Genomic DNA, 21,101 nt, shown 5'->3' on the forward strand with positions numbered 1-21,101 from the left:
TCAGTGACCCGCGACCGCGTCGCGCAGGCGCGAGAAGAGCCCGCCGCGGCGGGCGGTGTCCTCGTTGACGATCTCGGCCGAGTCGCCGCCCAGTCGTCGAAGTTGCTCCACCAGGTCGCGGCGCTTGCGGTCCAGCTTCTCGGGGACCACGACCTCCATGTGCACCGTAAGGTCCCCGGCCCCGCCACCGCGGACGCGCGGCATGCCGCGGCCGGAGAGGGTGACGGTGTGCCCGGGCTGGATGCCGGCCGGGATGTCGATCACGAGGTCGTCGCCCACGACGGTCTCCAGGTCCACGCTGCCACCGAGCATGGCGTCGACCACCGGGACGCGGACCGTGCAGTGCAGGTCTTCCCCGTCCCGCACGAACACCGGGTGGTTGCGCTCGTTGACCTCGATGAAGAGGTCACCGGCGGGCCCGCCGCCGGGGCCCACCTCGCCCTGTCCGGAGAGCCGGATCCGCATACCGCCGCCGACACCGGCCGGGATCTTGGCCGAGACGGTGCGCCGCTTGCGGACGCGCCCCTGGCCGGAGCAGTCTCCGCACGGGTCGGTGATGATCTCGCCGGTGCCCGCGCAGGTGGGGCACGGACGGCTGGTGATGACGTTGCCCAGCAGCGAGCGCTGGACCGACTGGATCTCGCCCTGCCCCTGGCACATGCCGCACTTGGCCGGCGGGGTGTCGCTCGCCGAGCCCTTTCCGTGGCAGGTCTCGCAGAGCACGGCCGTGTCGACCTGGATCTCCTTGGTGACGCCGGTGGCGCACTCCGCCAGCGTCAGGTTGACGCGGATGAGCGCGTCGGAACCCGGCTGCACGCGGCTGCGGGGACCCCGTCCGCCGCCGCCCCCGGCTCCGCCGAAGAACGCCTCGAACACGTCGCCCAGGCCACCGCCGCCGCCGAATCCACCGCCACCGAAGCCGCCGCCACGCCCGCCACCCGGGGAGGAATCGAGCGGATCCCCGCCCATGTCCACGACCCTGCGCTTCTCGGGATCCGTGAGGACCTCGTAGATCGCGGTGATCTCGGTGAACCGCTCACGCGCGTCGTCCGACGGGTTGACGTCGGGGTGCAGCTCACGGGCGAGCTTGCGGTAGGCGCGCTTGATCTCGGACTCCGAGGCACCCCGATCGACCCCGAGGGTCCCGTAGTAGTCGCGTGACACGTGTCGCCTTTCGATAAGTGGAATAACTGCTCAAGTGTAGGAACTGGTCCCGGGTGAGGCTACGGGCGTCAGTGCCCGGACAGGATCTCGCCCACGTAGTGGGCAACAGCGGCGACCGAGGCGATTGTTCCCGGGTAGTCCATCCGTGTGGGCCCGAGCACCCCCATCCCGCCGAGCATCTGTCCGTCGGAACCGTAGACGGAGGACACCACGGAGGCGCCCCGGATCTCCGCGGCCTGGGTCTCCTCGCCGATCTGGACGGTGACCCCTGCCGGGCCGCCCACTCCCACGGCCTGGGCCGCCGAGAGGAGCCGCAGGATCACGACCTGCTCCTCCAGCGCCTCCAGGACCGACAGCAGCGACCCGTCGAAGTCGGCTGCGCTGCGGGTGAGGTTGGCGGTGCCGCCCAGGACGATGCGCGCGTCGGGTTGCTCGACCAGGGTCTCCACCAGTACGGTCACGCACCGCTCGGCCGCGTCGCGGTAGGCGGGCCGGGCCCGGCCCGGGGTCGCGGCCAGGGCCTCGGAGGCGTCGCTGAGTCGCTTGTTGGCCACGGCCTCCGACAGGAGGGAACGGAGCTCCGTCGAGTGCTCGTCCGTCAACGGGGAGGCGAGCTCCACCGCCCGCTGGTCCACGCGGCCGGTGTCGGTGATGAGGACCAGGAGGAGCCGGGTGGGGGCCAGGCTCACCACCTCGAGGTGGCGCACCGTGGATCGCCCCAGCACCGGGTACTGGATGACGGCGACCTGACGGGTGAGTTGGGAGAGCAACCGCACGGCCCGCCGGAGGACGTCGTCCAGGTCCACGGCACCCTCGAGGAAGGTCCGGATCGCCTTGCGCTCGGCGCGGGACAGCGGCGTGATCTCCTCGATCGAGTCGACGAAGTGCCGGTAGCCCTTCTCGGTGGGGATCCGCCCCGAGCTGGTGTGGGGTTGGACGATGAAGCCCTCCGCCTCGAGGACGGCCATGTCGTTGCGGATCGTCGCACTGGACACACCCAGGGAATGACGGTCGACGATCGACTTGGAGCCCACCGGCTCGTGCGAGGCGATGTAATCGGAGACGATCGCGCGCAAGACGTCGGTCCTGCGATCGGCCGTGCTCGACATCAGATTCTCCTTCTCGCGCTCGTGTACCCCCCGATCCTAGGCCAGCCGCTCAGAGGAGCACGTCGCGCACGACGCCGTCGGCCAGCAGCCTGCCCGCCTGGGTCAGCGCGTATCCCGGCCCGTCGGCCACGCCGGCGGCCCGGCGACGGAGCAGTCCCGACTCCACCTGGGCGTCCGCCCGCGTCCTCTCGTCCACGGTGAACGCCGTGTCGGGCAGCCCCTCGGCCAGCCGGAGCCCGGTCATGATCCGTTCGAGGTGCCGGTCGGCGTCGTCGAGCATCTCGCCGCCGTCGACCGGCAGGTCCCCGGCGTCGCACGCCGCGGCGTACCGGGCGGGATGTTTGACGTTCCACCACCGGGCGCCGCCGACGTGGGAGTGGGCGCCGGGACCGATCCCCCACCAGTCGCCGCCGCGCCAGTACCCCATGTTGTGGCGGCAGTACCCCGAGGAGTCGGTCGCGAAATTGGAGACCTCGTACCAGTGGAAACCGGAGCGGGACAACCGCTCCGCCACCTGTTCGTAGCGGTCGGCCAACACGTCGTCGACGGTCCCGGGCAGCTCGCCCCGTCGGATCCGTCTGGCCAGCGCGGTGCCGTCCTCCACGATGAGCGAGTAGGCGGAGACGTGGTCCACCCCGGCGTCGACCACCGCGTCGAGGGTGCGGGCGAGGTCGTCGTCGGTCTCCCCCGGCGTCCCGTAGATCACGTCGAGGTTGACGTGATCGAACCCTGCGCCCTTCGCCTCGGCGACCGCCTCCTGCGGTCGGCCCGGGGTGTGGACCCGGTCCAGCACGCGCAGGACGTGCGGGGCGGTGGATTGCATGCCCAACGAGATCCGGGTGAACCCGCCCTCGCGAAGTCGGTCGAAGAACTCCGGCGAGGTGGACTCAGGGTTGCTCTCCGTGGTCACCTCCGCGTCAGGGGCCAGACCGAACGTCGACCGGATGCGCTCGAGCATCCCCACCAGGACGTCCGCCCCGACCAGTGACGGTGTCCCGCCGCCGATGAAGACGGTGTCGACCGCGGGCGGTGTTCCCGTACCGGCCAGGGCGGAGGCGGCCCGCTCGATCTCCAGCGAAGCGGCCCGCTCCCAGTCCACGGGCGACGTGGCCGACCCCAGCTCCCCGGCCGTGTAGGTGTTGAAGTCGCAGTAGCCACAGCGGGACGAACAGAACGGCACGTGGAGGTAGATCCCGAACGGCGCCCGCGGGTCGCGCGGCGGCGGGGAGAGGGCGAGTCGAGCGGGATCCGGGATCTCGGCGGTCACGCCTGACCGGGGGCGCGCACGCTCCCGGTCTCACCGCCCCCTGGCTCCGAGCTCACGGTGGAATCGCCCGGGTCGGAGACGGCCGACGGGCTGTACATCGGCGTCACGTCGTCAGCCCCGTACGCGGTCCGGGGGCCGGGCGTGTTGTCAACCGCCGGAGCGGGTGTGGTTTCAAGTAGCGGCACGCTCCCCAGCTTGCCGGATGCCGGTTCCGCGGGGCCGCCGGCAGGGGTGGCCGCGGTGGCGGGTGCGGTGGCGGGTGCGGTGGTGGGAGGGGTCGTGAACGTGGATTTGGACGTGGACGTGGTCGTCGTGGGCAGGTCATCCAGCGCCGCGGCGACGACCGCCTCGGACTCGGGGGTGAGCGGGCGAGAGGAGGCGGGCTTGGACCCCGTGGGCTTGCTCGATGCCTTCTTGGCGGGCGCCTTCTTGGCCGGAACCTTCTTGGCGGAGGCCGCCGGAGCTTTCTTGGCCGGAGCCTTCTTGACCGGAGCGTTCTTGACCGAAGCGTTCTTGGCGGGAGCCTTCTTGGCGGGCGCCTTCTTGGCGGGCGCCTTCTTGGCCGGTGCCTTCACCACTTCGGTGGACGTGCTCGTGGTTTCCGCCAGCTCGGTCGACGTGCTGGGGAGCTCCGCCAACTCGGTAGACGTGGACGTCTCCGTCGTCCCGGGGCTCTCCCTGTCTGCCGGCTCGGCGGCGGCCGCCGCCCTACGGCCGGCCGACTGCCGGGCGGACTTGCGCTGCTCCTTGCGCTGCGCGCCCAGCTCAGATGCGGACTTCGGCTCCGCCGAGGGGGTGCCGCTCGCCTCGCGCTCGGCGGCGGCCGCGACGAGCTCCGCCATGGCGTCCCCCACCGCGTTGGCCAGGGGCCAGGGATCCGGAACGAGATCCTTGCAGGCGATGAAGCCGAAGTGCAGCTCCCCGTCCATCGACATGACCGTGCAGTTGAGACCGGCGCCGTGGAACACCGGGCCCATCGGCAGCATCTTCTTGACCTTGGCCCCGAGGAAGTACAGCGGGATGTTGGGCCCGGGGACGTTGGAGATGACGAGGTTGTGGACCACCGGGTGGTGCTCGGAGAGCCTGAGCCGCGAATACATCCGCACTGCGGAGCCGAACACCGAGGGCGCGGCGAACTGCGCCCAGTCGGTCAGGAGATTGGCGTCCAGTGCGTTGGTGTGGTCCTTGGCGACGGTGTTGGCGTCCCGGATCGATTCGAGTCGCTCGACCGGGTCGTCGATGTCCGTGGAGAGCGACATGAACATGCCCGACACCCGGTTGGTGCCCGGGCGCGACTCCGCGGCGTGCACCGACATGGGCACCATCGCGATGAGCGGCTTGGACGGCAGCGTGTCCAGACCGTCGAGGTACTTGCGCAGGGCGGTCGAACAGATGGCCAGCACGACGTCGTTGACGGTGGTGCCGAAGGCGTTCTTGACGCGCTTGATCTCCTCCAGGTCCACACTGGCGTAACTGATGGACCGGTGCCCGGTGATGGTGCTGTTGAACGGGGTCCGCGGCGCGGTGAACGGGGCCGGCATCGCCAGGCCCTTGCGGGCCCTGTTGACCCATTTCGGCAGGACGCCCAGGGTCCCCGGCAGGAGCGAGGCCAGCCGCCACGGGGTGGCCAGACGGGACAACGCTCCGCCGACGGCCAGCTCGAGGGCTGCCGAGCCGCCCGCGGTCTGCGCGACGAGTTCCTGGTCGAGCTCCGGATCGTCCGGGGTGAGCGTGCACAGCTGGGACATCATGTTGGCGCCGGTGACGCCGTCGACGGTCGAGTGGTGCATCTTGATGAAGACGGCGAACCGCCCGTCGGGCAGCCCCTCGATGACGTACATCTGCCACAGCGGCATCGACCGGTCGATCGGCATGCTCGCGAGGTGTCCGCACAGCTCCGCGAGTTCCCTGTCCCCGCCCGGCTCCGGCAGTCCCACCCGGTGGAGGTGGTGGTCGATGTCAAAGTCCTCCGCCTCGACCCAGACCGGGTGGTCGATGTTGAGGAGCGAGTCGTGCAACTTGCGGCGGAACTCCGGCATCCCGGCGATCCGGCGCGCCAGTTCGGCGCGCAATACCGCGAACGAGTACCCGCCCTCCATCTCGGACCCGTCGAGCGCGATCAGCCCGCAGACATGCAGGAGCTGGGCCCTGGTCTCGAAGTAGAGGAAGCTGGCGTCAAGTCCGCTCAAGCGCTGCATGGACGGAGTGTACGTGCGCAACACCGGGATCGGAGGGCGAACCGGGGACCGCTTGAACTCAGATTACGTCGACGACAATCCAGGCGATCACGACGAGCGCGATGAGCAGGATCAGGGCGAGTGTCACACGCGACCGGGGCATCAGAGGACCTCCTTCCCGGTCTCGACGGACCCGGTGGCGGCGAGCCCACGGAACCGGTGGACGAGCATGTCCGCCGCGCGTTCGACGACCGCCGCGACCAGGAGGAACAGCGGGATCCCCGCCGCGAGCATGATGAGCACCTGCAGCGGGAACGGCAGGGTGACCAGCCAGAGTTCGACCCTGTCCCAGAACCCCAGAAAAGCTGTCACGGGGGCGATCCTACGACCGCCCGGCGGGAGCGACCTCACGGCCACCGACCACCGAGCTGTCGAGCCCCCGTCGACGCAGCAGCGCCGCCGGGCTCGGGTCCGACCCGCGCAGCGCCCGGTAGGCGTCGAGGAAGTCGATCGCCCCTCCCCGGGACAGCACCTCACGGCGCATCGCCTCGCCCGAGGACCGCTGCAGACCGCCGCGCTCGGCAAACCACTCGGCGGCGTCCGCGTCGAGGACCTCCGCCCAGAAGTAGGAGTAGTAGGCGGCCGAGTACCCGCCGGCGAAGATGTGCTGGAAGTACCGCGACCGGTACCGGGGTTCGATGCCCGGGACGTCGAGTCCGGCGTCGGCCAGCACCTTGGCCTCGAACTCGTCGACGTCGGTGACCGCCCGGGCCTCCTCCAACGACAGCGAGTGCCAGGCCAGGTCGAGCAGCGCGGCCGCCAGGTACTCGACGGTCGCCTGCCCTTCGCCGAAGCGCTCGGCCTCCCGCATCCGCTCGACCAGGTCCTGACCGATCGGCTCGCCGGACTCCACGTGCCGGGCGTAGTGGGCGAGCAGCTCCGGGCGTCGCGCCCACATCTCGTTGACCTGCGAGGGGAACTCCACGAAGTCGCGGGGCACCGAGGTGCCGGAGAACACCGGGTACTCCACGTCGGAGAGCAGGCCGTGCAGGGCGTGCCCGAACTCGTGGAACATCGTGGTGACCTCGTCCATGGTGAGCAACGTGGGCTCACCCGCCGCGGGACGGGCCAGGTTCATGACGTTGACGACGACGGGCCGCGAGTCCAGCAGCCGGGACTGGTCGCGGAACGAGCTCATCCAGGCGCCACCCCGCTTGGTCGGTCGCGCGTAGTAGTCCAGCAACAACAGCCCGATCCCGGCGTCGGTCTGGTTCCGCTCGTCGTCGAAGACCTCGATCACCCGGACGTCCGGCAGGAAACCGGCCAGGTCCGTGCGCTCGGTGAAGCGCAGGCCGTAGAGCTCGGAGGCCGAGTGCATGACGGCGTCGCGGAGCACGCGCTCGAGCTCGAAGTACGGCCGGACGCCTGCGTCGTCCACCTGGAAGCGGTCGGCGCGCAGCCGCTCGGACTCCCAGGCCCAGTCAGCCGGGTTCAGCTCGCGGTCGTCACCGCCGAGCAGGTCCTTCGCCTCGTTACGGGCGTTGGTGACGGCGGCGTCGACCACGTCGAGCAGCAGACCGCGCGCCGCCTCGGGCGTCCCGGCGGTCTCCACCGCGAGGACGTGCTCGGCGTGGCAGCTCAGCCCGAGCAACTGTGCGCGCTCGGCGCGGAGCCGGACGATCTCCAGGACGATCGGGGCGTTGTCGTGGTCCGGGGTGGCCCCCCGGCGCAGCGAGGCCTCCATCACGCGTCGTCGCAGGCCCTGGTGGTCCAGCCACGCGGTGATCGGCTGCACCGTGGGCAGGCCCAGCGGGATGAGCCACCCCTCCTGACCTGCCTCCGCGGCGCTCGCCGCCAGCGTCGCGCGCATGGACGCGGGCAGCCCCGCCAGCTCGGCCTCATCGGTGACCGGGACGGCCAGTGCGGCGGTCGCCGCCAGCAGGTTCTCCCCGAAGGCGGTGGTCAGTTCGGCCAACCGGGTGTCGATCGCGGCCAGCCGCGCGCGGCCCTCGTCGTCGAGACCCGCGCCCGCCCGGAGGAGGTCACGGTGGTGCCGCCGGATCAGTCGGTCGGTCTCGTCGTCGACCTCCAACTCTCCCGCCTCCAGCGCCGAGTGCACGGCGTCCACCCGGGCGTAGAGGCCCGGATCGGTCATGACGGCGGAATGGTGGGCGGCAAGGAGCGGAGAGACCACGCGGTCGATGTCCAGTCGGGCGCTCGTGGCGTCCGGGCCGAGGAGCCCGTAGAAGACGGACAGGACCCGGTCCAGGGCGATCCCCGACCGTTCGAGGGCGATCACGGTGTTCTGAGGCGTCGGCGCGTCCGGGATCGAGGCGATCGCGGCGACCTCGGCCGCGTGGTCGTCGATCGCGGTGCGGATCGCCGGCTCCAGGTCGGCCTCGCTGATCGCCGCGAAGTCCGGTAGTCCGTACGGCAACGGCGACTCGTCGAGCAGCGGATGGCGCATCGGGTCGGGGCTCGGAGAGGTCATGGCGGCGAGTCTACGTCGGCGCGTGGACCGGGCCGTCGACCGTCCTCACGCCCACTGGGCCGCCGTGTCCCACGCCAGCTTGGCCGCCAGGATGGCGATGACCACCAGGAACACCGTGCGGATGAACTCGTTGCCGTGGCGCATGGCCATCTTCGCCCCGAGGAAGCCGCCGGTGAGGTTGGCCACCGCCATGCAGCCGCCGATGAGCCACAGCACCTCCCCGTGGATCCCGAACACCAGGATCGAGGCGATGTTGGTGGTGAGGTTGGCGAGCTTGGCCGCGACCGTGCCCTGGAGGAAGCCGAAGCCCAGGAAGGCGACGATCGCGATCACGAAGAACGACCCGGTGCCCGGGCCCAGGATGCCGTCGTAGAACCCGATCACCACGCCGATCAGCGCCGAACGCCACGCCCGCGACCACCCCGAGTGCCGCTCGGAGTGGACACGCCCCATCGACGGCTTGAAGAACGTGTACGCGCCCACCGCGACCACGGCCACCAGCACGATGGGCGTGAGCAGCTCCTTGGGGATGAACCGGGCCACCGAGGATCCCGCGGCCGAGCCGGCGAAGGCCGCCACCACCAGCGGCAGGACCATCCCGATCGGGACCCGGATCCTGCGCAGGTAGGTGAGGGTGGCGACCAGCGTGCCGGCCACCGAGGAGAGCTTGTTGGTCCCGAGGATCTCCGGGGTCGAGGCGTCCGCGGGCAGTCCGATGACGAGCGCCGGCAGCTGGATGAGCCCGCCCCCGCCCACCACGGAGTCGACCCACCCGGCGACGAACGCCGCCAGGACGAGCGCGGCGAGCACCCACAGGGAGACCCCGATGGCGGAGGTCGCGGCGGAGGTCGCGGCAGTGGACGCGGCGAGGTCCGCGAACGACAGAGGCATGCCGACCACTGTGCTGTAATCGGTTTGTGTATATCAACCCTTACGGCGCCGATCCGGTCACCCTGGCCGCCGACCTGTGCAATCGCCGCCCCCGCACCACCCGCGAACTGGTGGACCGCTGCCGGGAATCGGGGGTGACCATCGATCGGAGCGCCTCCGACGCGGACCTCGCGGCTGTCGACGAATTCCTGGATGCGTGGCTCGTCGTCGTCGACACGAGCTGTGCCCGCGGCCGGGCCGACGTCCTCAACGCCCTGCTCGCCCAGCACGCGGACCCGCCGCGGCTCACCGACCACGACGGTCACTGGCACGTGCACTACCGCGCCGACGACGTGTCGTTCGCCCGCCTGCTCACCGCCATGTTCTCGGTCGGTACCGCGCTACACCTGACCTCGCGCGGGATCGACCGGCTGGCCCGGTGCGCGGCCGACGACTGCGAGCGGGTGTTCGCCGACGTCAGCCGCAACGGCCGGCAGCGCTACTGCTCGCCCCGCTGCACCAACCGCTCGGCCGTCCGTCGCCACCGGGCTCGGAACTGACCGGGCACGGAACTGACCGGGCACGGAACTGACCGGGCGAGGAACCAGAGCGCGCGGGCGTGAGGACGCCCGCGCGCTGTTGACTACTTCTTGTCGGTGTTGGAATCCGAGGACAGCGCCGCCACGAAGGCCTCCTGGGGCACGTCCACGCGACCGATCGATTTCATCCGCTTCTTGCCCTCCTTCTGCTTGTCCAGCAGCTTGCGCTTACGGCTGATGTCGCCGCCGTAGCACTTGGAGAGCACGTCCTTGCGGATCGCGCGGATATTCTCGCGGGAGATGATCTTCGCGCCGATGGCGGCCTGGATCGGGACCTCGTAGTGCTGACGCGGGATGAGCTCCTTGAGCTTGCCGGTCATCTTGTTGCCGTACGCCTGGGCGTGGTCGCGGTGCACGATCGCGGAGAACGCGTCCACCGCCTCGCCCTGGAGCAGGATGTCGACCTTGACCAGGTCAGCCGCCTGCTCGCCGGACTCCTCGTAGTCCATCGACGCGTAGCCCTTGGTCCGGGACTTGAGCGAGTCGAAGAAGTCGAAGATGATCTCGCCCATCGGCATGACGTAGCGCAGCTCGACGCGGGTCTCGGACAGGTAGTCCATGCCCTTCATCTCGCCCCGCTTGGATTGGCAGAGCTCCATGACGGTGCCCACGTACTCGCTGGGCACGATGATCGTGCACTTGACGATAGGCTCGAAGATCTCGCGGTGCTTGCCCTCGGGCCAGTACGACGGGTTGGTGACCTGGTGCTCGCTGCCGTCCTCCGCAACCACCCGGTACACCACGTTCGGCGCGGTGGAGATGAGGTCGAGGTTGAACTCGCGCTCGAGCCGGTCGCGGGTGATCTCCATGTGCAGCAGGCCCAGGAAGCCGCAGCGGAAGCCGAAGCCCAGGGCGACCGAGGTCTCGGGCTCGTAGTCCAGCGACGCGTCGTTGAGCTGGAGCTTGTCCAGGGCGTCGCGCAGCACCGGGTAGTCGGACCCGTCGATCGGGTACAGCCCCGAGAACACCATCGGCTTGGGTTCCTTGTACCCGGCCAGCGCCTCCTCGGCGCCGCCCCGGGCACTGGTCACGGTGTCGCCGACCTTGGACTGGCGGACGTCCTTGACCCCGGTGATGAGGTACCCGACCTCGCCGGGGCCGAGTCCCGTGGTGACCTTGGGCTCCGGCGAGATGATCCCGACCTCCAGCGCCTCGTGGGTGCTGCCCGTGGACATCATCTTGACCTTCTCGCGCGGCCGGAGGGAGCCGTCGAACACGCGGACGTAGGTGACGACGCCGCGGTAGGTGTCGTAGACCGAGTCGAAGATCATCGCGCGAGCCGGGGCGTCGGGATCGCCGACGGGCGCCGGGATCACCTCGCACACCTTGTCCAGCAACTCCTGGACGCCCGCGCCCGTCTTGCCGGACACGCGCAGGACATCGTCGGGCTCGCAGCCGATGATGTGGGAGATCTCCTCGGCGAACCGGTCAGGGTCCGCCGCCGGGAGGTCGATCTTGTTGAGCACCGGGATGATCTCGAGATCGTTCTCCATGGCCAGGTACAGGTTGGCCAGGGTCTGCGCCTCGATGCCCTGCGCGGCGTCCACCAGCAGGATCGCGCCCTCGCACGCCTCGAGCGCGCGGGAGACCTCATAGGTGAAGTCCACGTGGCCCGGGGTGTCGATCATGTGGAGCACGATCTCCTGGCCCGCGGCCGCGCCGGTGGTGGGCACCCATGGCAGGCGGACGTTCTGCGCCTTGATGGTGATGCCGCGTTCGCGCTCGATGTCCATGCGGTCGAGGTACTGGGCCCGCATGAGCCGCGCCTCGACCACACCGGTGATCTGCAGCATGCGGTCGGCCAGCGTCGACTTGCCGTGGTCGATGTGCGCGATGATGCAGAAGTTCCTGATCCTGGACGGATCAGTGAACGTCGTTTCTGCGAAGTTGGGAATCTCGATCACTCCTCGTGCGGGCCCGGGCGTGTCTGGGGTGTCGGGCCGACCGGGCGATCACCTCATTGTCACACGCGCGGTGCGGGAATACCCATCACGTACCGGCCGGTGGGGATCGCATCGACCGTGCCGTCGTCGAGGAACCGGGCGGTCGACGCCGTCATCGCCTCGATGTTGGCCCCCATCCGCGCGTCGTCGCCGCGGGAATCAAAGAACACCCCGAGATCACTGACGGCCTCGATCGGGAAGACCTCCTCGACGATCGCGGCGATCGCCGGCGCGTCCTCGGTGAGCGCCCGCACCACCGCGTGCTGGGTGTAACCGCTTGTGGACTGGGTGTCGATCGCGACCCTGGTGTGCTCCTCGAGCCACGTGCGCAGCCACTGCTCGCGCTCGATCCGCTCGGGCCGGCGCAGGAGCGCGATGTTGGCCATGCCCTCACACCGGTCCCCCTCCGCCGGGTCCGCGATGGGCAGCGGCTCGGACGCCGTCACCGACCACGCCGAGACCGGCCCGACCCCCCGCAGGGCGTCGAGCAGATCGGCCAGCGCCGTGGCCGAGGCGACCGGCACGCGGGCACGGACCACGGCGAGCACGGGCCGGTCGGTCACCTGCACGTCGATCATCGCGTTCGCCACCGCCTCGTCGCGCACGTTGACCACGTACCGCTGCACCCCGAGCGCGGCCAACGGCCCCTCGACGGCCCGGCCGATCCGCGACCGCAGGCCTGCTGGGTCCGCAGCCTCTGCAGCCGGATCCGACGCCCACACCACCACGCACACCATGTCCATGAGGCGCGACCTTAATCCGCACCGGGGGCGCGCGCGTCGTTACCCTGACATCCATGGCTATCGACTGGGCCCGCGTGGGCCGCTCCGCGGTGCAGATGGGTCGGAAGTACGGACCGACGGTCGCGAGCGAGGTGCGCAGGCGTCTCGATGAACGGGGAATCTCCCCCGCTCCCTCTCGCGCCGGCGGCGGCGCGGGTGCCCGCGCGGGCGTCGGCGCCCGCGGCGGCGCGGGCGTCGGTGCGGGCGTCGGTGCGGGCGTCGGTGCGGGCAGACCCGCCACCACCGGCACGGTCCCCACCTCCAGTCGCGCCCGCGTCATCTCCTACTCCCCCGACCTCGACGGGCAGGCCGACCCGGGCGAGATCGTGTGGACCTGGGTGGAGTTCGAGGAGGCCGATGGTCGCGGCAAGGACCGCCCGGTCCTGGTGGTGGGCCGCGACGGGGACCGTCTGCTGGGCCTCCAGCTCTCCTCGCAGGACAAGCGGGACGACGACGAGGGGTGGCTGGCGCTCGGCAGCGGGCCCTGGGATCCGGAGGGCCGGCCGAGCTGGGTCCGCCTGGACCGGGTGCTGGACGTGCCCGAGCAGGGCATCCGGCGCGAGGGCGCGATCTGCTCGCGGGAGAAGTTCGCCGCGGTCGCCGGTCGCCTGAAGTCGGACTACGGCTGGCGCTGACGCCGGTAGTCGCGGGCCGCGAGCCCGAGTGTCGACCGGAAGTCCGCCGCGAGGTGTGACTGGTCGGCGTACCCGAGGTCCGCGGCCACCTCCGCGATGGTCAGCTGCGGGTTCTCGCGCAGCCGCAGCGCGGCCTCCTGCAGTCGGTACCTCCGGATGATCCGCAGGGGCGACAGCCCGATGTACTGCTTGCTCAGCCGCTGCAGCGCTCGGACGGACAGTCCCATCTCGCGGGCCAGCTGATCCACCCCGACCAGCCCCGGGTCGGACTCCACGACCTCGAGGAGCCTGTTGGCCTGTCTCGCCCCGTCCGGACTTCGCCCCTCCCGGCCCACCCGGCCCTCCCCTGCGGTTTGCGCGGCCTGCGCGGCCCACCAACCGGACATCACCTCGGCGGCCGCCGCGCAGTCGCCCGCGGTCATGCACTCGGCGACCCCGGCAGCGAGGGCGTCGGCGGAAAACGGGACCTCGACGTCGACGATCTCCGCCGCGGCGTACCCGAGCGCGACCAGTCCCGCAGGGCGCAGCAGCACGCCGAACGCCCAGCCGCGTCCCGTGAGTTCTCTGGCGGAGGCGCTCGTGGTGGGGCCGGACAGGGTGGAGCCGGAGGGTTCGACGACGAGGTTCGCCGCCGGGAACGGCAGCAGCGTCTGGATGGACACCTCGCCCACGGGGAGGTTCCACTGCGCGATCCAGTACCACCTGGCGAGGTGTCCCGATTCGGCCGGCACGTCCCGTCGGTGGAACCTCGGCAGGGCATCCGGGTAGAGGATGCCGCGCGCGTCCCGTAGACCACTCATCCGCGTTCCCCGTTCCCGTGCCCCGTTCGCCGTGCCCCGTTCGCCGTGCCCCGTTCGCGGTTCCCGATCCCCAGTGGAGATCCTGTCGCAAATCTACAAGTCAGGGCGGGATCGCGGCCCCTACCGTGAGCGCATGGACACTCCAGAGCAGACGACCAGCGCGACCGGCGTGACCGGCGTGACCGGGAAGCACACCACCGACGGGATACCCCATGGCCGCACGAGCCTGACCCCGTTCCTCGCCCTCCGCGATCCGTCCGGGGCGCTCCGCTTCTACGAGGAGGCCTTTGGCGCGCGGATCGGCGGCGTCACCGAGATGGGCGGAATCGTGGTTCACGCGGTGCTCGACTTCGGCAACGGCAGACTGGAGATCGGCGCCGTCAATCCCGAATACGGACTCGTGGCCATGCCCGACGGCGACGACGACTGCTACTCGATGGGGTTGTACTGCAGCGACGTGGACGCGGTCGTGGCCCGGGCAGTGGCCCTCGGTGCGACGGTCCGCGAGGCCACCACGACTTTCGTCTCCGGCGATCGCTACGCCTCCCTCCGCGACCCGTTCGGGGTGCGCTGGTCGGTGATGACCCGCGTCGAGGATCTCTCCGACTCCGAGAGCGACCGGCGGGTAGCTGAATGGGCGGCCTCCCGGTAACGCTGGCTCGGCGTACGTTTTGGCCGGTGTCGCGGCCGCTGGTAAAGTGGGCCGTCGGTGTCCACCGGATCGCTTCTTGCGTGTCCGAACGGACAAGAGATATGACATCAGATCGACGGGACTCCATCAGGATCCGTCGGCACGCGACCAAAGGTGTGACTAGTGGCCAACATCAAGTCCCAGATCAAGCGGAACCTCACCAACGAGCGCAACCGCCTCCGCAACCAGTCGACCAAGTCGGCTCTGCGTTCCGCCATCCGTAGCCTGCGTGAGGCCACCGCGGCCGGCGACAAGGCCCAGGCCGGCGCCCTGCTCGTGGCGACCTCGCGTCAGCTCGACAAGGCCGCCACCAAGGGTGTCATCCACCAGAACCAGGCTGCCAACAAGAAGTCGGCGCTCGCCAAGGCCGTCAACGCGCTCTGAGTCACCCGGTCCCTCTTCTGAGGCACCCAGCTCGACGCACAGCCCCGCGGCGGCGACCGCCGCGACGAGGCTCCGAGGGCCCACCCCGCACCAGTTCAGTGCGCGGGGTGGGCCCTCGTCGTTTACCCGTCCCATACCGGGCACCTCACCACCCATGGAGTGGCGTGGACTGGTGGCGACAGGCGTCAGCGACGGTTGACCGGACCAGCCGGCCGGTGGACTACTGGACCCGGCCGGTGGCCGCCAGCGAACCCACCCGGCGGACCGCGCGCTCGAGCGCGAAGGACGTGTCCTCGGCCTGACCCTTGACCTCACCGTTCAGACTGGCGACCACCTGGAGCGCGCGGCCGAGTGTCTCGATGGACCAGTGCCGGGTCTGGGCGGTGACCTTCTTGACCTTCCACGGCGGCAGCCCCTGCCGGGCCAGGTCCGCGGGTGCGGTACCTCGTTGCGTCCCGACCAACGCGATGGAGTTCACCGCGTCCGCCAGGGCGTCGGCCAGCACGACGTGCGGGACCCCGGTGTGCATGGCCCACTCGAGCGCCTCGATCGCCCCGGCGATGTCGCCGACCACCGCACGCTCGGCCACGGTGAAGCCGCTCACCCCGACGATCCCCGAGTGATAGCGCCGTACCGCCTCCACGTCGACCTTGCCGCCGGTGTCGGCCACGAGCTGACCGCATGCGGAAGCGAGTTGCCGCAGGTCCGTCCCGACCGCCTCGACCAGGGCCTCGCACGCCTCCGGGGCGACCCGCACGCTGAGCCCGCGGAACTCCGAGCGGACAAAGCCCACCACGTCCATGTGCCGGGAGATCTTTCCGGCCGCGTGCTCCTGAGCACCCGCCTTGCGCAGGTCCGGGACGAGGGTCTTGGCCCGGCCCCCGCCCGAGTGCTGGACCACGAGGACCGTTTCCTCCGGGAGGTCGCGCGCCGTGCCCAGCACTGCGGCCTGGGCGTCCTTGCCCAACTCTGCGGCCCCGGTGATCACCACGATCCGGTCTTCGCCGAAGAGCGACGGCGAGAGCAGCTCGAACAGCTGGGGCGCACTGACCTCCGGCCCGCCGAGCCGGGAGACCACGGCCGGTTCCTCCCCCGCCGGCGCGGCGGCGCGAACGGCCGCGACGACACTCATCGTGGCCCGCTCGGCGAGGAACTCGTCCTCCCCCAGAACGAGATGCAGCGAGTTCGGAACCGGCCCTGCTGCCATCCGCCGCACTCCTCGTCGTCGTAATTCTGGTCGTCCTCTTCCGACATGGTGCCACGCGCCCACGACACGTCAGGCCCGGCCTCGGCGTCGACCCCGACGTAGCCCATCGGGGATGCCGACGAGCGGAGCGCGATGGCTCGTGGCGATGGCGGACGCCGCCGAGACCACGTCATACTGGTCGCGTGGACCTCCTCCTTGACGCCGTGCACCGGTGGCGCCTCGAGGGGACGCGATGCGCGCTGGCCAGGGTGGTGCACACCGAGAGGTCGGCTCCCCTGCCGCCGGGTGCGGCGATGGCGGTCGCGGAGACCGGCGAGGTCATCGGCGGGGTCTCCGGCGGCTGCGTGGACGGCACGGTGTTCTCGCTGTGCGAGCAGGTGATCGACGACGGCATCCCCCTGGTGGCGGAGTTCGGCGGCGACGATCCCTCCGAGTTCTCCGAGGGACCGACCTGCGGAGGGACGTCGGAGGTCTTTGTCCAGCGCCTCGACGGGGCGGGCCACGACGCAGTGGAGCGGGTGCGGTCGGCCCTGCGTCGCGGCGAGCCGATGGTCCTGGCGACGGCGGTGACGGGTCGCCTGCGCGGCGCCCACCTCCTGGTCGGCCCGGACGGGGCCGAGGGCACCCTCGGTGATCCCGACCTCGATCGACACATCGCCCGGCTCGCGGCTGAGCGTCTCACCACCGGGCACCTCGGTCTCCCGGGCGCCCGCACCGTGGCCGTCCCCGTCGGGGAGGGCGCCCGGCCCACCCGGGTCCTCCTGCACTCCTTCGCCCCTCCGACTCTCCTCATCTTTGGCGCCAGCGCGTTCGGCGAAGCGCTCAGCAGGGCGGGCGCGCTCCTGGGGTACCGGGTGGTGGTCTGCGACGCGCGCCCCGCGCTGAACCGACCCGAGCGGTTCCCGGACGCCCACGAGGTGGTCACGCGCTGGCCCCATGAGTACCTGGAATCCGTGTCGGTGGGCGCGACGACGGCCATCTGCGTCCTGACCCACGACCACAAGTTCGACATCCCGCTCCTGCGGGCAGCGTTGCGCAGCCCCGCGGGGTTCGTCGGCGCGATGGGCAGCCGGCGCGTGCACGCCGAGCGAGTGGCGATGCTCCGGGCCGAGGGGCTCACCGAGCCCGAGCTCGCCCGCCTGTCCTCGCCGATCGGCCTCGATCTGGGTGCGCGCACGGCCGAGGAGACGGCCGTGTCCATCGTCGCCGAACTCGTCGCCCGTCGTCGCGGCGGCACCGGCGCCCCGTTGACCCACCTCGACGTGGACATCCATCGGTGACCGGTCTGGTGCTGGCAGCCGGGGCGGGTCGGCGCTTCGGCCGACCGAAAGCTCTCGTGGAGTTCCGCGGGGTCCGGCTGGTCGACCACGCCGTGGCGCTGCTGCGCGCGGGCGGGTGCGACCGGGTCGTGGTGGTCAGCGGGGCGGTGGCGCTGGCCGTGCCGGGCGCAGAGGTGGTGCACAACGAGCGGTGGGAGTCGGGCATGGGCTCCTCCCTCCGCACCGGGCTCACAGCGATCGGCCGCGCGGACGTCGTCGTCATCCCGGTGGACATGCCGTGGCTCGGAGCGGAGGCGGTCCGCCGGGTGGCCGGGGCCGACGCATCGCTGGCCGTCGCCACGTACGGCGGCGCTCGTCGCCATCCGGTCTTCCTCGGCGCCCAGCACCTGCCCGGAGTTATCGACTCCGCGGTCGGGGACGCCGGGGCTCGTCACTACTTACGAGCGCACTCCGATCGGGTGGTCGAGGTGCCGTGCGACGACACCGGATCGCCGCGGGACGTCGACGTTTCCGCCGACCTGCACCGGGCGGAGGGCAGCGGACCAGGCGGTCACTGATCCGCCGGCAGGTACCCCAGGAGCGTGTCGGCGTGGACGGGCAGGTCGCGGATGCGGGCCCCGGTCGCGTTGTGGATGGCGTTGACGACAGCAGCGGCGCTGCCGACATTGCCGATCTCACCGGCACCGCGGGTGCCCATCGGCGTCGCGTGCTCATCGACCTCGTCGAGCCAGACCGCGTCGATGTCCGCGGCGTCCGCGTGGGTGGGGATGTGGTAGTCCGCGAGGTTCTGGGTGACCACGTGGCCGAACCGGGCGTCGCGGACGCTCTGCTCGTGCAGCGCCATGGACAGGCCGAAGGTCATGCCGCCGATGAACTGCGAACGCACCATGCGGGGGTTGACCACCCGGCCGATGGAGAACACACCGAGCATCCGCGGCACCCGGATCTCGCCGGTGTCGGCGTCCACGCGGGCCTCCACGAACTGGGCGCCGAAGGAGATCGCGCGGTAGCGCTCGAGTTCGGGGTTGTCCCCCGCCGCGGCGGTGGTCTCCGCCCCCGCTGGCGGGTCGTCGCCGTACCGGGTGCGGAACCGGCCGGCCGCGGCGACGATCGCCGAGCCCCACGACGAGGTGCCGGACGAGCCGCCGGCGACCGAGGCCCAGGGAAGGGCGGTGTCCCCGATCTCGAGCGTGATCGCCTCGGCGGGCCGGTCGAGCGCGTCGGCGGCGATTGCGGTGAGCGCCGTCCACGTACCGGTGCCGATGTCCACGGCGCCGACGAGCACGCGGTAGCGGCCGTCGCCCTCGGCGCGGATCGTCACGCGCGTGCCCGGCTGCACCAGGTGCGGGTACGCCGCGCCCGCGACGCCATAACCGACCAGCCAGCGGCCCTCCCGGCGGGAGGCGGGCGTGGTGGGTCGCTCCGACCAGCCGAACCGGTCGGCGCCCTCTCGCAGGCAGTCGACCAACCGGCGGGAGGTCCACGGTTTGCCGGTTTCCGGGTCAGTATCCGGGTCGTTGCGCACCCGGAGCTCGATGGGATCGAGCCCACACGCGTGCGCGAGTTCGTCCATCGCGACCTCCGCCGCGAACGCCCCCGGGGCCTCGCCCGGGGCCCGCATCCAATACGGCGCGGGGACGTCCAGGGGGACGGCGCGGTGGGAGGTCCTGCGGTTGGGAGCGGCGTACATCGAGCGGGACGGCACCGCCGACTGCTCCACGAACTCCTTCACGCGCGAACTCTGCGACCAGGCCTCGTGCCCGATCGCGGTGAGGCGCCCGTCCGTATCAGCGGCCAGCCGGATCCGCGACACCGTCCGAGGCCGGTAGCCCACAAAGACGAACATCTGCTGCCTGGTCACCGCGTATTTGACGAGCCTGCCCGGCAACGCCATGGCCGCGAGCGCGGCCAACACGTCGTGGGCGTGCGGGGCGCCCTTGGATCCGAAACCGCCGCCCACGTGCAGGGCGATCACGCGGATCTGCTCGGCCTCCACCCCGAGCACGGGCGCCAGCGTGGAGGCCACGCCGTGCGGGGACTGCGTGGAGTCGTACAGCGTGAGAAGTGGCTGGTGCGGATCCCAGAGGGCCGCAACGGTGTGCGGCTCCATGGGGTTGTTGTGCTCCTCGGGGGTGGAAAAACTCTGGTCCACCACGTGGCCGTTCGCCTCCGCCCGGGCCACCGCGGGCCCCATCTCGCCGGTGGTCGAGGTGGGCGGGTAGCCGCCGTTGACCTCCTCCGGCTCGTAGGCGTCGGGATGGTCGGTGCGGAACACCACGTCGTGGGGCTGCTGGTCGTACTCCACGCGCACCAACGTCTGGGCGTACCGGGCCGCCTCGGCGGTCTCGGCGACGACCAGTCCGATCGGCTGCCCCCGGTAGAGCACGTCGGTGTCCTGGAGCAGGGCGTACTCCCGCTCGGACGTGTCGGCCAGCCGGGGGGCGTTCCACGGGGTGAGGACGGCGAGCACGCCCGGGTGGGACTCGGCGTCGGCGGTGTCCATCGAGGTGACGCTGCCCCGGGTGATGGTCGCGGTGACCGGGAACAGGTACACCGGCGACGCGTCAGGGTCGGTGTGCTCGTAGGCGTACGGGGCCGTTCCGGTGACCTTGGCGGGTCCGTCGAGTCGTGGTGTCGAGATGCCGATCGCGCTCACCGCGGATCCTCCCCGGTCGCTCCGGCCGCGCCGCGTTCGCCAGCCTGGGCCGTCAGGTCGCGGAGGACGGCGATCATGGTCCGCCGCAACAGAGCGGGTTTGAACTCGTTGCCGTCGACGGATGCGGCGATGGCCAGCTCCGCGTCGGCCGCCTCGGCGAACGCCGCCGTGGTCGCGGCCCGCCCGGTGATGACCTCCTCGGCCCGCCTCGCCCGCCACGGCTTGTGCGCCACCCCGCCGCAGGCGATCCGCGCGTCGGTGACGACCCCGTCGTCGATCGTCAGGTGCGCGGCGACGGAGACGATCGCAAACGCGAAGGACGCCCTGTCGCGGACCTTGCGATAGGTGGAGACCGCGCCGGGCACCGGCGGTGGGAGCTCGACCGCCACGATCAGCTCGTCGCGCTCGAGGACCGTGTCGCGGTGCGGTTCGCCGCCCGGGAGCCGGTGGAACTCCGTGGCGGGGATACGGCGTTCGCCGTCGACGCCGAGCACGACCACCGTCGCCTCGAGCGCGGCCAGGGCGACGGCCATGTCGGAGGGATGGGTGGCGATGCAGTCGACCGAGTGGCCGAAGACGGCGTGGTAGCGCGTGTAACCGCCGATCGCGGAGCACCCGGTACCGGGCTCGCGCTTGTTGCACGGGGTGGTGACGTCCTGGAAGTACACGCAGCGGGTGCGCTGGAGCAGGTTGCCCCCGGTGGTGGCGAGGTTCCGCAGTTGCGGGGATGCACCGGACAGCAGGGCGCGGGCGAGCACCGGGTAGTCACTGCGGACGAGTGGGTGCGCGGCCAGGTCGGCGTTACGGACGTTGGTGCCGATCCGCAACCCGCCGCCGTCCAGCGGATCGACGGCGTCCAAGGGGAGCCCGGAGACGTCGACGACCACGTCCGGGGTCGCCACGCCGAGCTTCATGAGGTCGACGAGGTTGGTCCCGCCGGCGAGCGCGGTCGCGCCGCGATGCTCACTGAGCAGGGCGACGGCGGATTGGGCATCCGTGGGGCGCTCGTACCGGAAGGGTCTCATCGCTTCGCTCCGTCCGGAACC

Annotated in this window: 18 protein-coding genes and 1 pseudogene; 6 read left to right on the plus strand and 13 right to left on the minus strand. The window is 71.1% G+C overall.

Annotated elements, in window-relative coordinates:
- The 7 genes and pseudogenes from dnaJ to R4P08_RS05360 form a co-directional block, all read right to left on the minus strand.
- A complete protein-coding gene (dnaJ, locus tag R4P08_RS05330) occupies positions 1-1,164 on the minus strand; it encodes a molecular chaperone DnaJ (RefSeq protein WP_317812744.1) in 1,164 nt (387 codons plus the stop codon).
- A 68-nt stretch (positions 1,165-1,232) separates the two neighbouring features.
- Positions 1,233-2,273, minus strand: coding sequence for a heat-inducible transcriptional repressor HrcA (hrcA, locus tag R4P08_RS05335; protein WP_317812745.1), 1,041 nt, complete (start codon positions 2,271-2,273; stop codon positions 1,233-1,235).
- Positions 2,274-2,322: 49 nt separating this feature from the next.
- Positions 2,323-3,540: a radical SAM family heme chaperone HemW gene (gene hemW / locus R4P08_RS05340; protein ID WP_411741167.1), complete on the minus strand. Its 1,218-nt coding sequence runs from the start codon at positions 3,538-3,540 to the stop codon at positions 2,323-2,325.
- An 824-nt stretch (positions 3,541-4,364) separates the two neighbouring features.
- Positions 4,365-5,738, minus strand: a pseudogene (locus R4P08_RS05345) (WS/DGAT/MGAT family O-acyltransferase); the annotation flags it as partial.
- Positions 5,739-5,879: 141 nt separating this feature from the next.
- Positions 5,880-6,089, minus strand: a complete 210-nt coding sequence (locus R4P08_RS05350) for a hypothetical protein (RefSeq protein WP_317812746.1) — start codon at positions 6,087-6,089, stop codon at positions 5,880-5,882.
- A 10-nt stretch (positions 6,090-6,099) separates the two neighbouring features.
- Entirely contained in the window at positions 6,100-8,208 is a 2,109-nt protein-coding gene (locus R4P08_RS05355) for a M3 family metallopeptidase (protein ID WP_317812747.1), read from the minus strand.
- 45 nt (positions 8,209-8,253) lie between these two features.
- Complete coding sequence (locus R4P08_RS05360) at positions 8,254-9,099, minus strand: TSUP family transporter (protein WP_317812748.1); 846 nt, start codon at positions 9,097-9,099, stop codon at positions 8,254-8,256.
- 26 nt (positions 9,100-9,125) lie between these two features.
- Between R4P08_RS05360 and R4P08_RS05365 the strand changes: the two genes are divergently transcribed.
- The gene (locus R4P08_RS05365; protein WP_317812749.1) at positions 9,126-9,638 is read left to right on the plus strand and encodes a CGNR zinc finger domain-containing protein; all 513 of its coding nucleotides are present in this window, start codon (positions 9,126-9,128) and stop codon (positions 9,636-9,638) included.
- A gap of 83 nt (positions 9,639-9,721) precedes the next feature.
- On the opposite strand, the gene lepA is transcribed toward R4P08_RS05365, so the two are convergent.
- Entirely contained in the window at positions 9,722-11,581 is a 1,860-nt protein-coding gene (gene lepA, locus R4P08_RS05370; protein WP_317812750.1) for a translation elongation factor 4, read from the minus strand.
- 59 nt (positions 11,582-11,640) lie between these two features.
- Entirely contained in the window at positions 11,641-12,363 is a 723-nt protein-coding gene (locus R4P08_RS05375; RefSeq protein ID WP_317812751.1) for a hypothetical protein, read from the minus strand.
- A gap of 53 nt (positions 12,364-12,416) precedes the next feature.
- Between R4P08_RS05375 and R4P08_RS05380 the strand changes: the two genes are divergently transcribed.
- Positions 12,417-13,037: a type II toxin-antitoxin system PemK/MazF family toxin gene (locus R4P08_RS05380; protein ID WP_317812752.1), complete on the plus strand. Its 621-nt coding sequence runs from the start codon at positions 12,417-12,419 to the stop codon at positions 13,035-13,037.
- Here R4P08_RS05380 and R4P08_RS05385 read toward each other — a convergent pair.
- Entirely contained in the window at positions 13,022-13,837 is an 816-nt protein-coding gene (locus R4P08_RS05385) for a helix-turn-helix domain-containing protein (RefSeq protein WP_317812753.1), read from the minus strand. The genes R4P08_RS05380 and R4P08_RS05385 overlap by 16 nt on opposite strands.
- A 133-nt stretch (positions 13,838-13,970) precedes the next feature.
- Between R4P08_RS05385 and R4P08_RS05390 the strand changes: the two genes are divergently transcribed.
- Together R4P08_RS05390 and rpsT are read left to right on the plus strand one after the other, a co-directional pair.
- Positions 13,971-14,489, plus strand: a complete 519-nt coding sequence (locus R4P08_RS05390) for a VOC family protein (protein WP_317812754.1) — start codon at positions 13,971-13,973, stop codon at positions 14,487-14,489.
- Positions 14,490-14,651: 162 nt separating this feature from the next.
- Positions 14,652-14,912, plus strand: coding sequence for a 30S ribosomal protein S20 (rpsT, locus tag R4P08_RS05395; protein ID WP_317812755.1), 261 nt, complete (start codon positions 14,652-14,654; stop codon positions 14,910-14,912).
- 220 nt (positions 14,913-15,132) lie between these two features.
- Here the strand turns inward: rpsT and holA are convergent, their stop codons facing one another.
- Positions 15,133-16,119, minus strand: coding sequence for a DNA polymerase III subunit delta (gene holA / locus R4P08_RS05400; RefSeq protein ID WP_317812756.1), 987 nt, complete (start codon positions 16,117-16,119; stop codon positions 15,133-15,135).
- Between the two features lie 182 nt (positions 16,120-16,301).
- Between holA and R4P08_RS05405 the strand changes: the two genes are divergently transcribed.
- Complete coding sequence (locus tag R4P08_RS05405) at positions 16,302-17,399, plus strand: XdhC/CoxI family protein (RefSeq protein WP_317812757.1); 1,098 nt, start codon at positions 16,302-16,304, stop codon at positions 17,397-17,399.
- Positions 17,396-17,956, plus strand: a complete 561-nt coding sequence (locus R4P08_RS05410) for a nucleotidyltransferase family protein (RefSeq protein WP_317812758.1) — start codon at positions 17,396-17,398, stop codon at positions 17,954-17,956. Before R4P08_RS05405 ends, R4P08_RS05410 begins: the two co-directional genes overlap by 4 nt.
- Here R4P08_RS05410 and R4P08_RS05415 read toward each other — a convergent pair.
- Both R4P08_RS05415 and R4P08_RS05420 read right to left on the minus strand, forming a co-directional pair.
- Positions 17,950-20,055 (minus strand): xanthine dehydrogenase family protein molybdopterin-binding subunit, encoded by a 2,106-nt coding sequence (locus R4P08_RS05415; RefSeq protein WP_317812759.1) that lies wholly within the window; start codon positions 20,053-20,055, stop codon positions 17,950-17,952. The genes R4P08_RS05410 and R4P08_RS05415 overlap by 7 nt on opposite strands.
- The gene (locus R4P08_RS05420; protein ID WP_317812760.1) at positions 20,052-21,080 is read right to left on the minus strand and encodes a xanthine dehydrogenase family protein subunit M; all 1,029 of its coding nucleotides are present in this window, start codon (positions 21,078-21,080) and stop codon (positions 20,052-20,054) included. The genes R4P08_RS05415 and R4P08_RS05420 overlap by 4 nt, the downstream gene beginning before the upstream one ends.
- Between the last annotated feature and the right edge of the window lie 21 nt (positions 21,081-21,101).

This window comes from Rhodococcus sp. IEGM 1408 (assembly GCF_033142235.1).
Taxonomy (GTDB): Bacteria; Actinomycetota; Actinomycetes; order Mycobacteriales; family Mycobacteriaceae; genus Dietzia.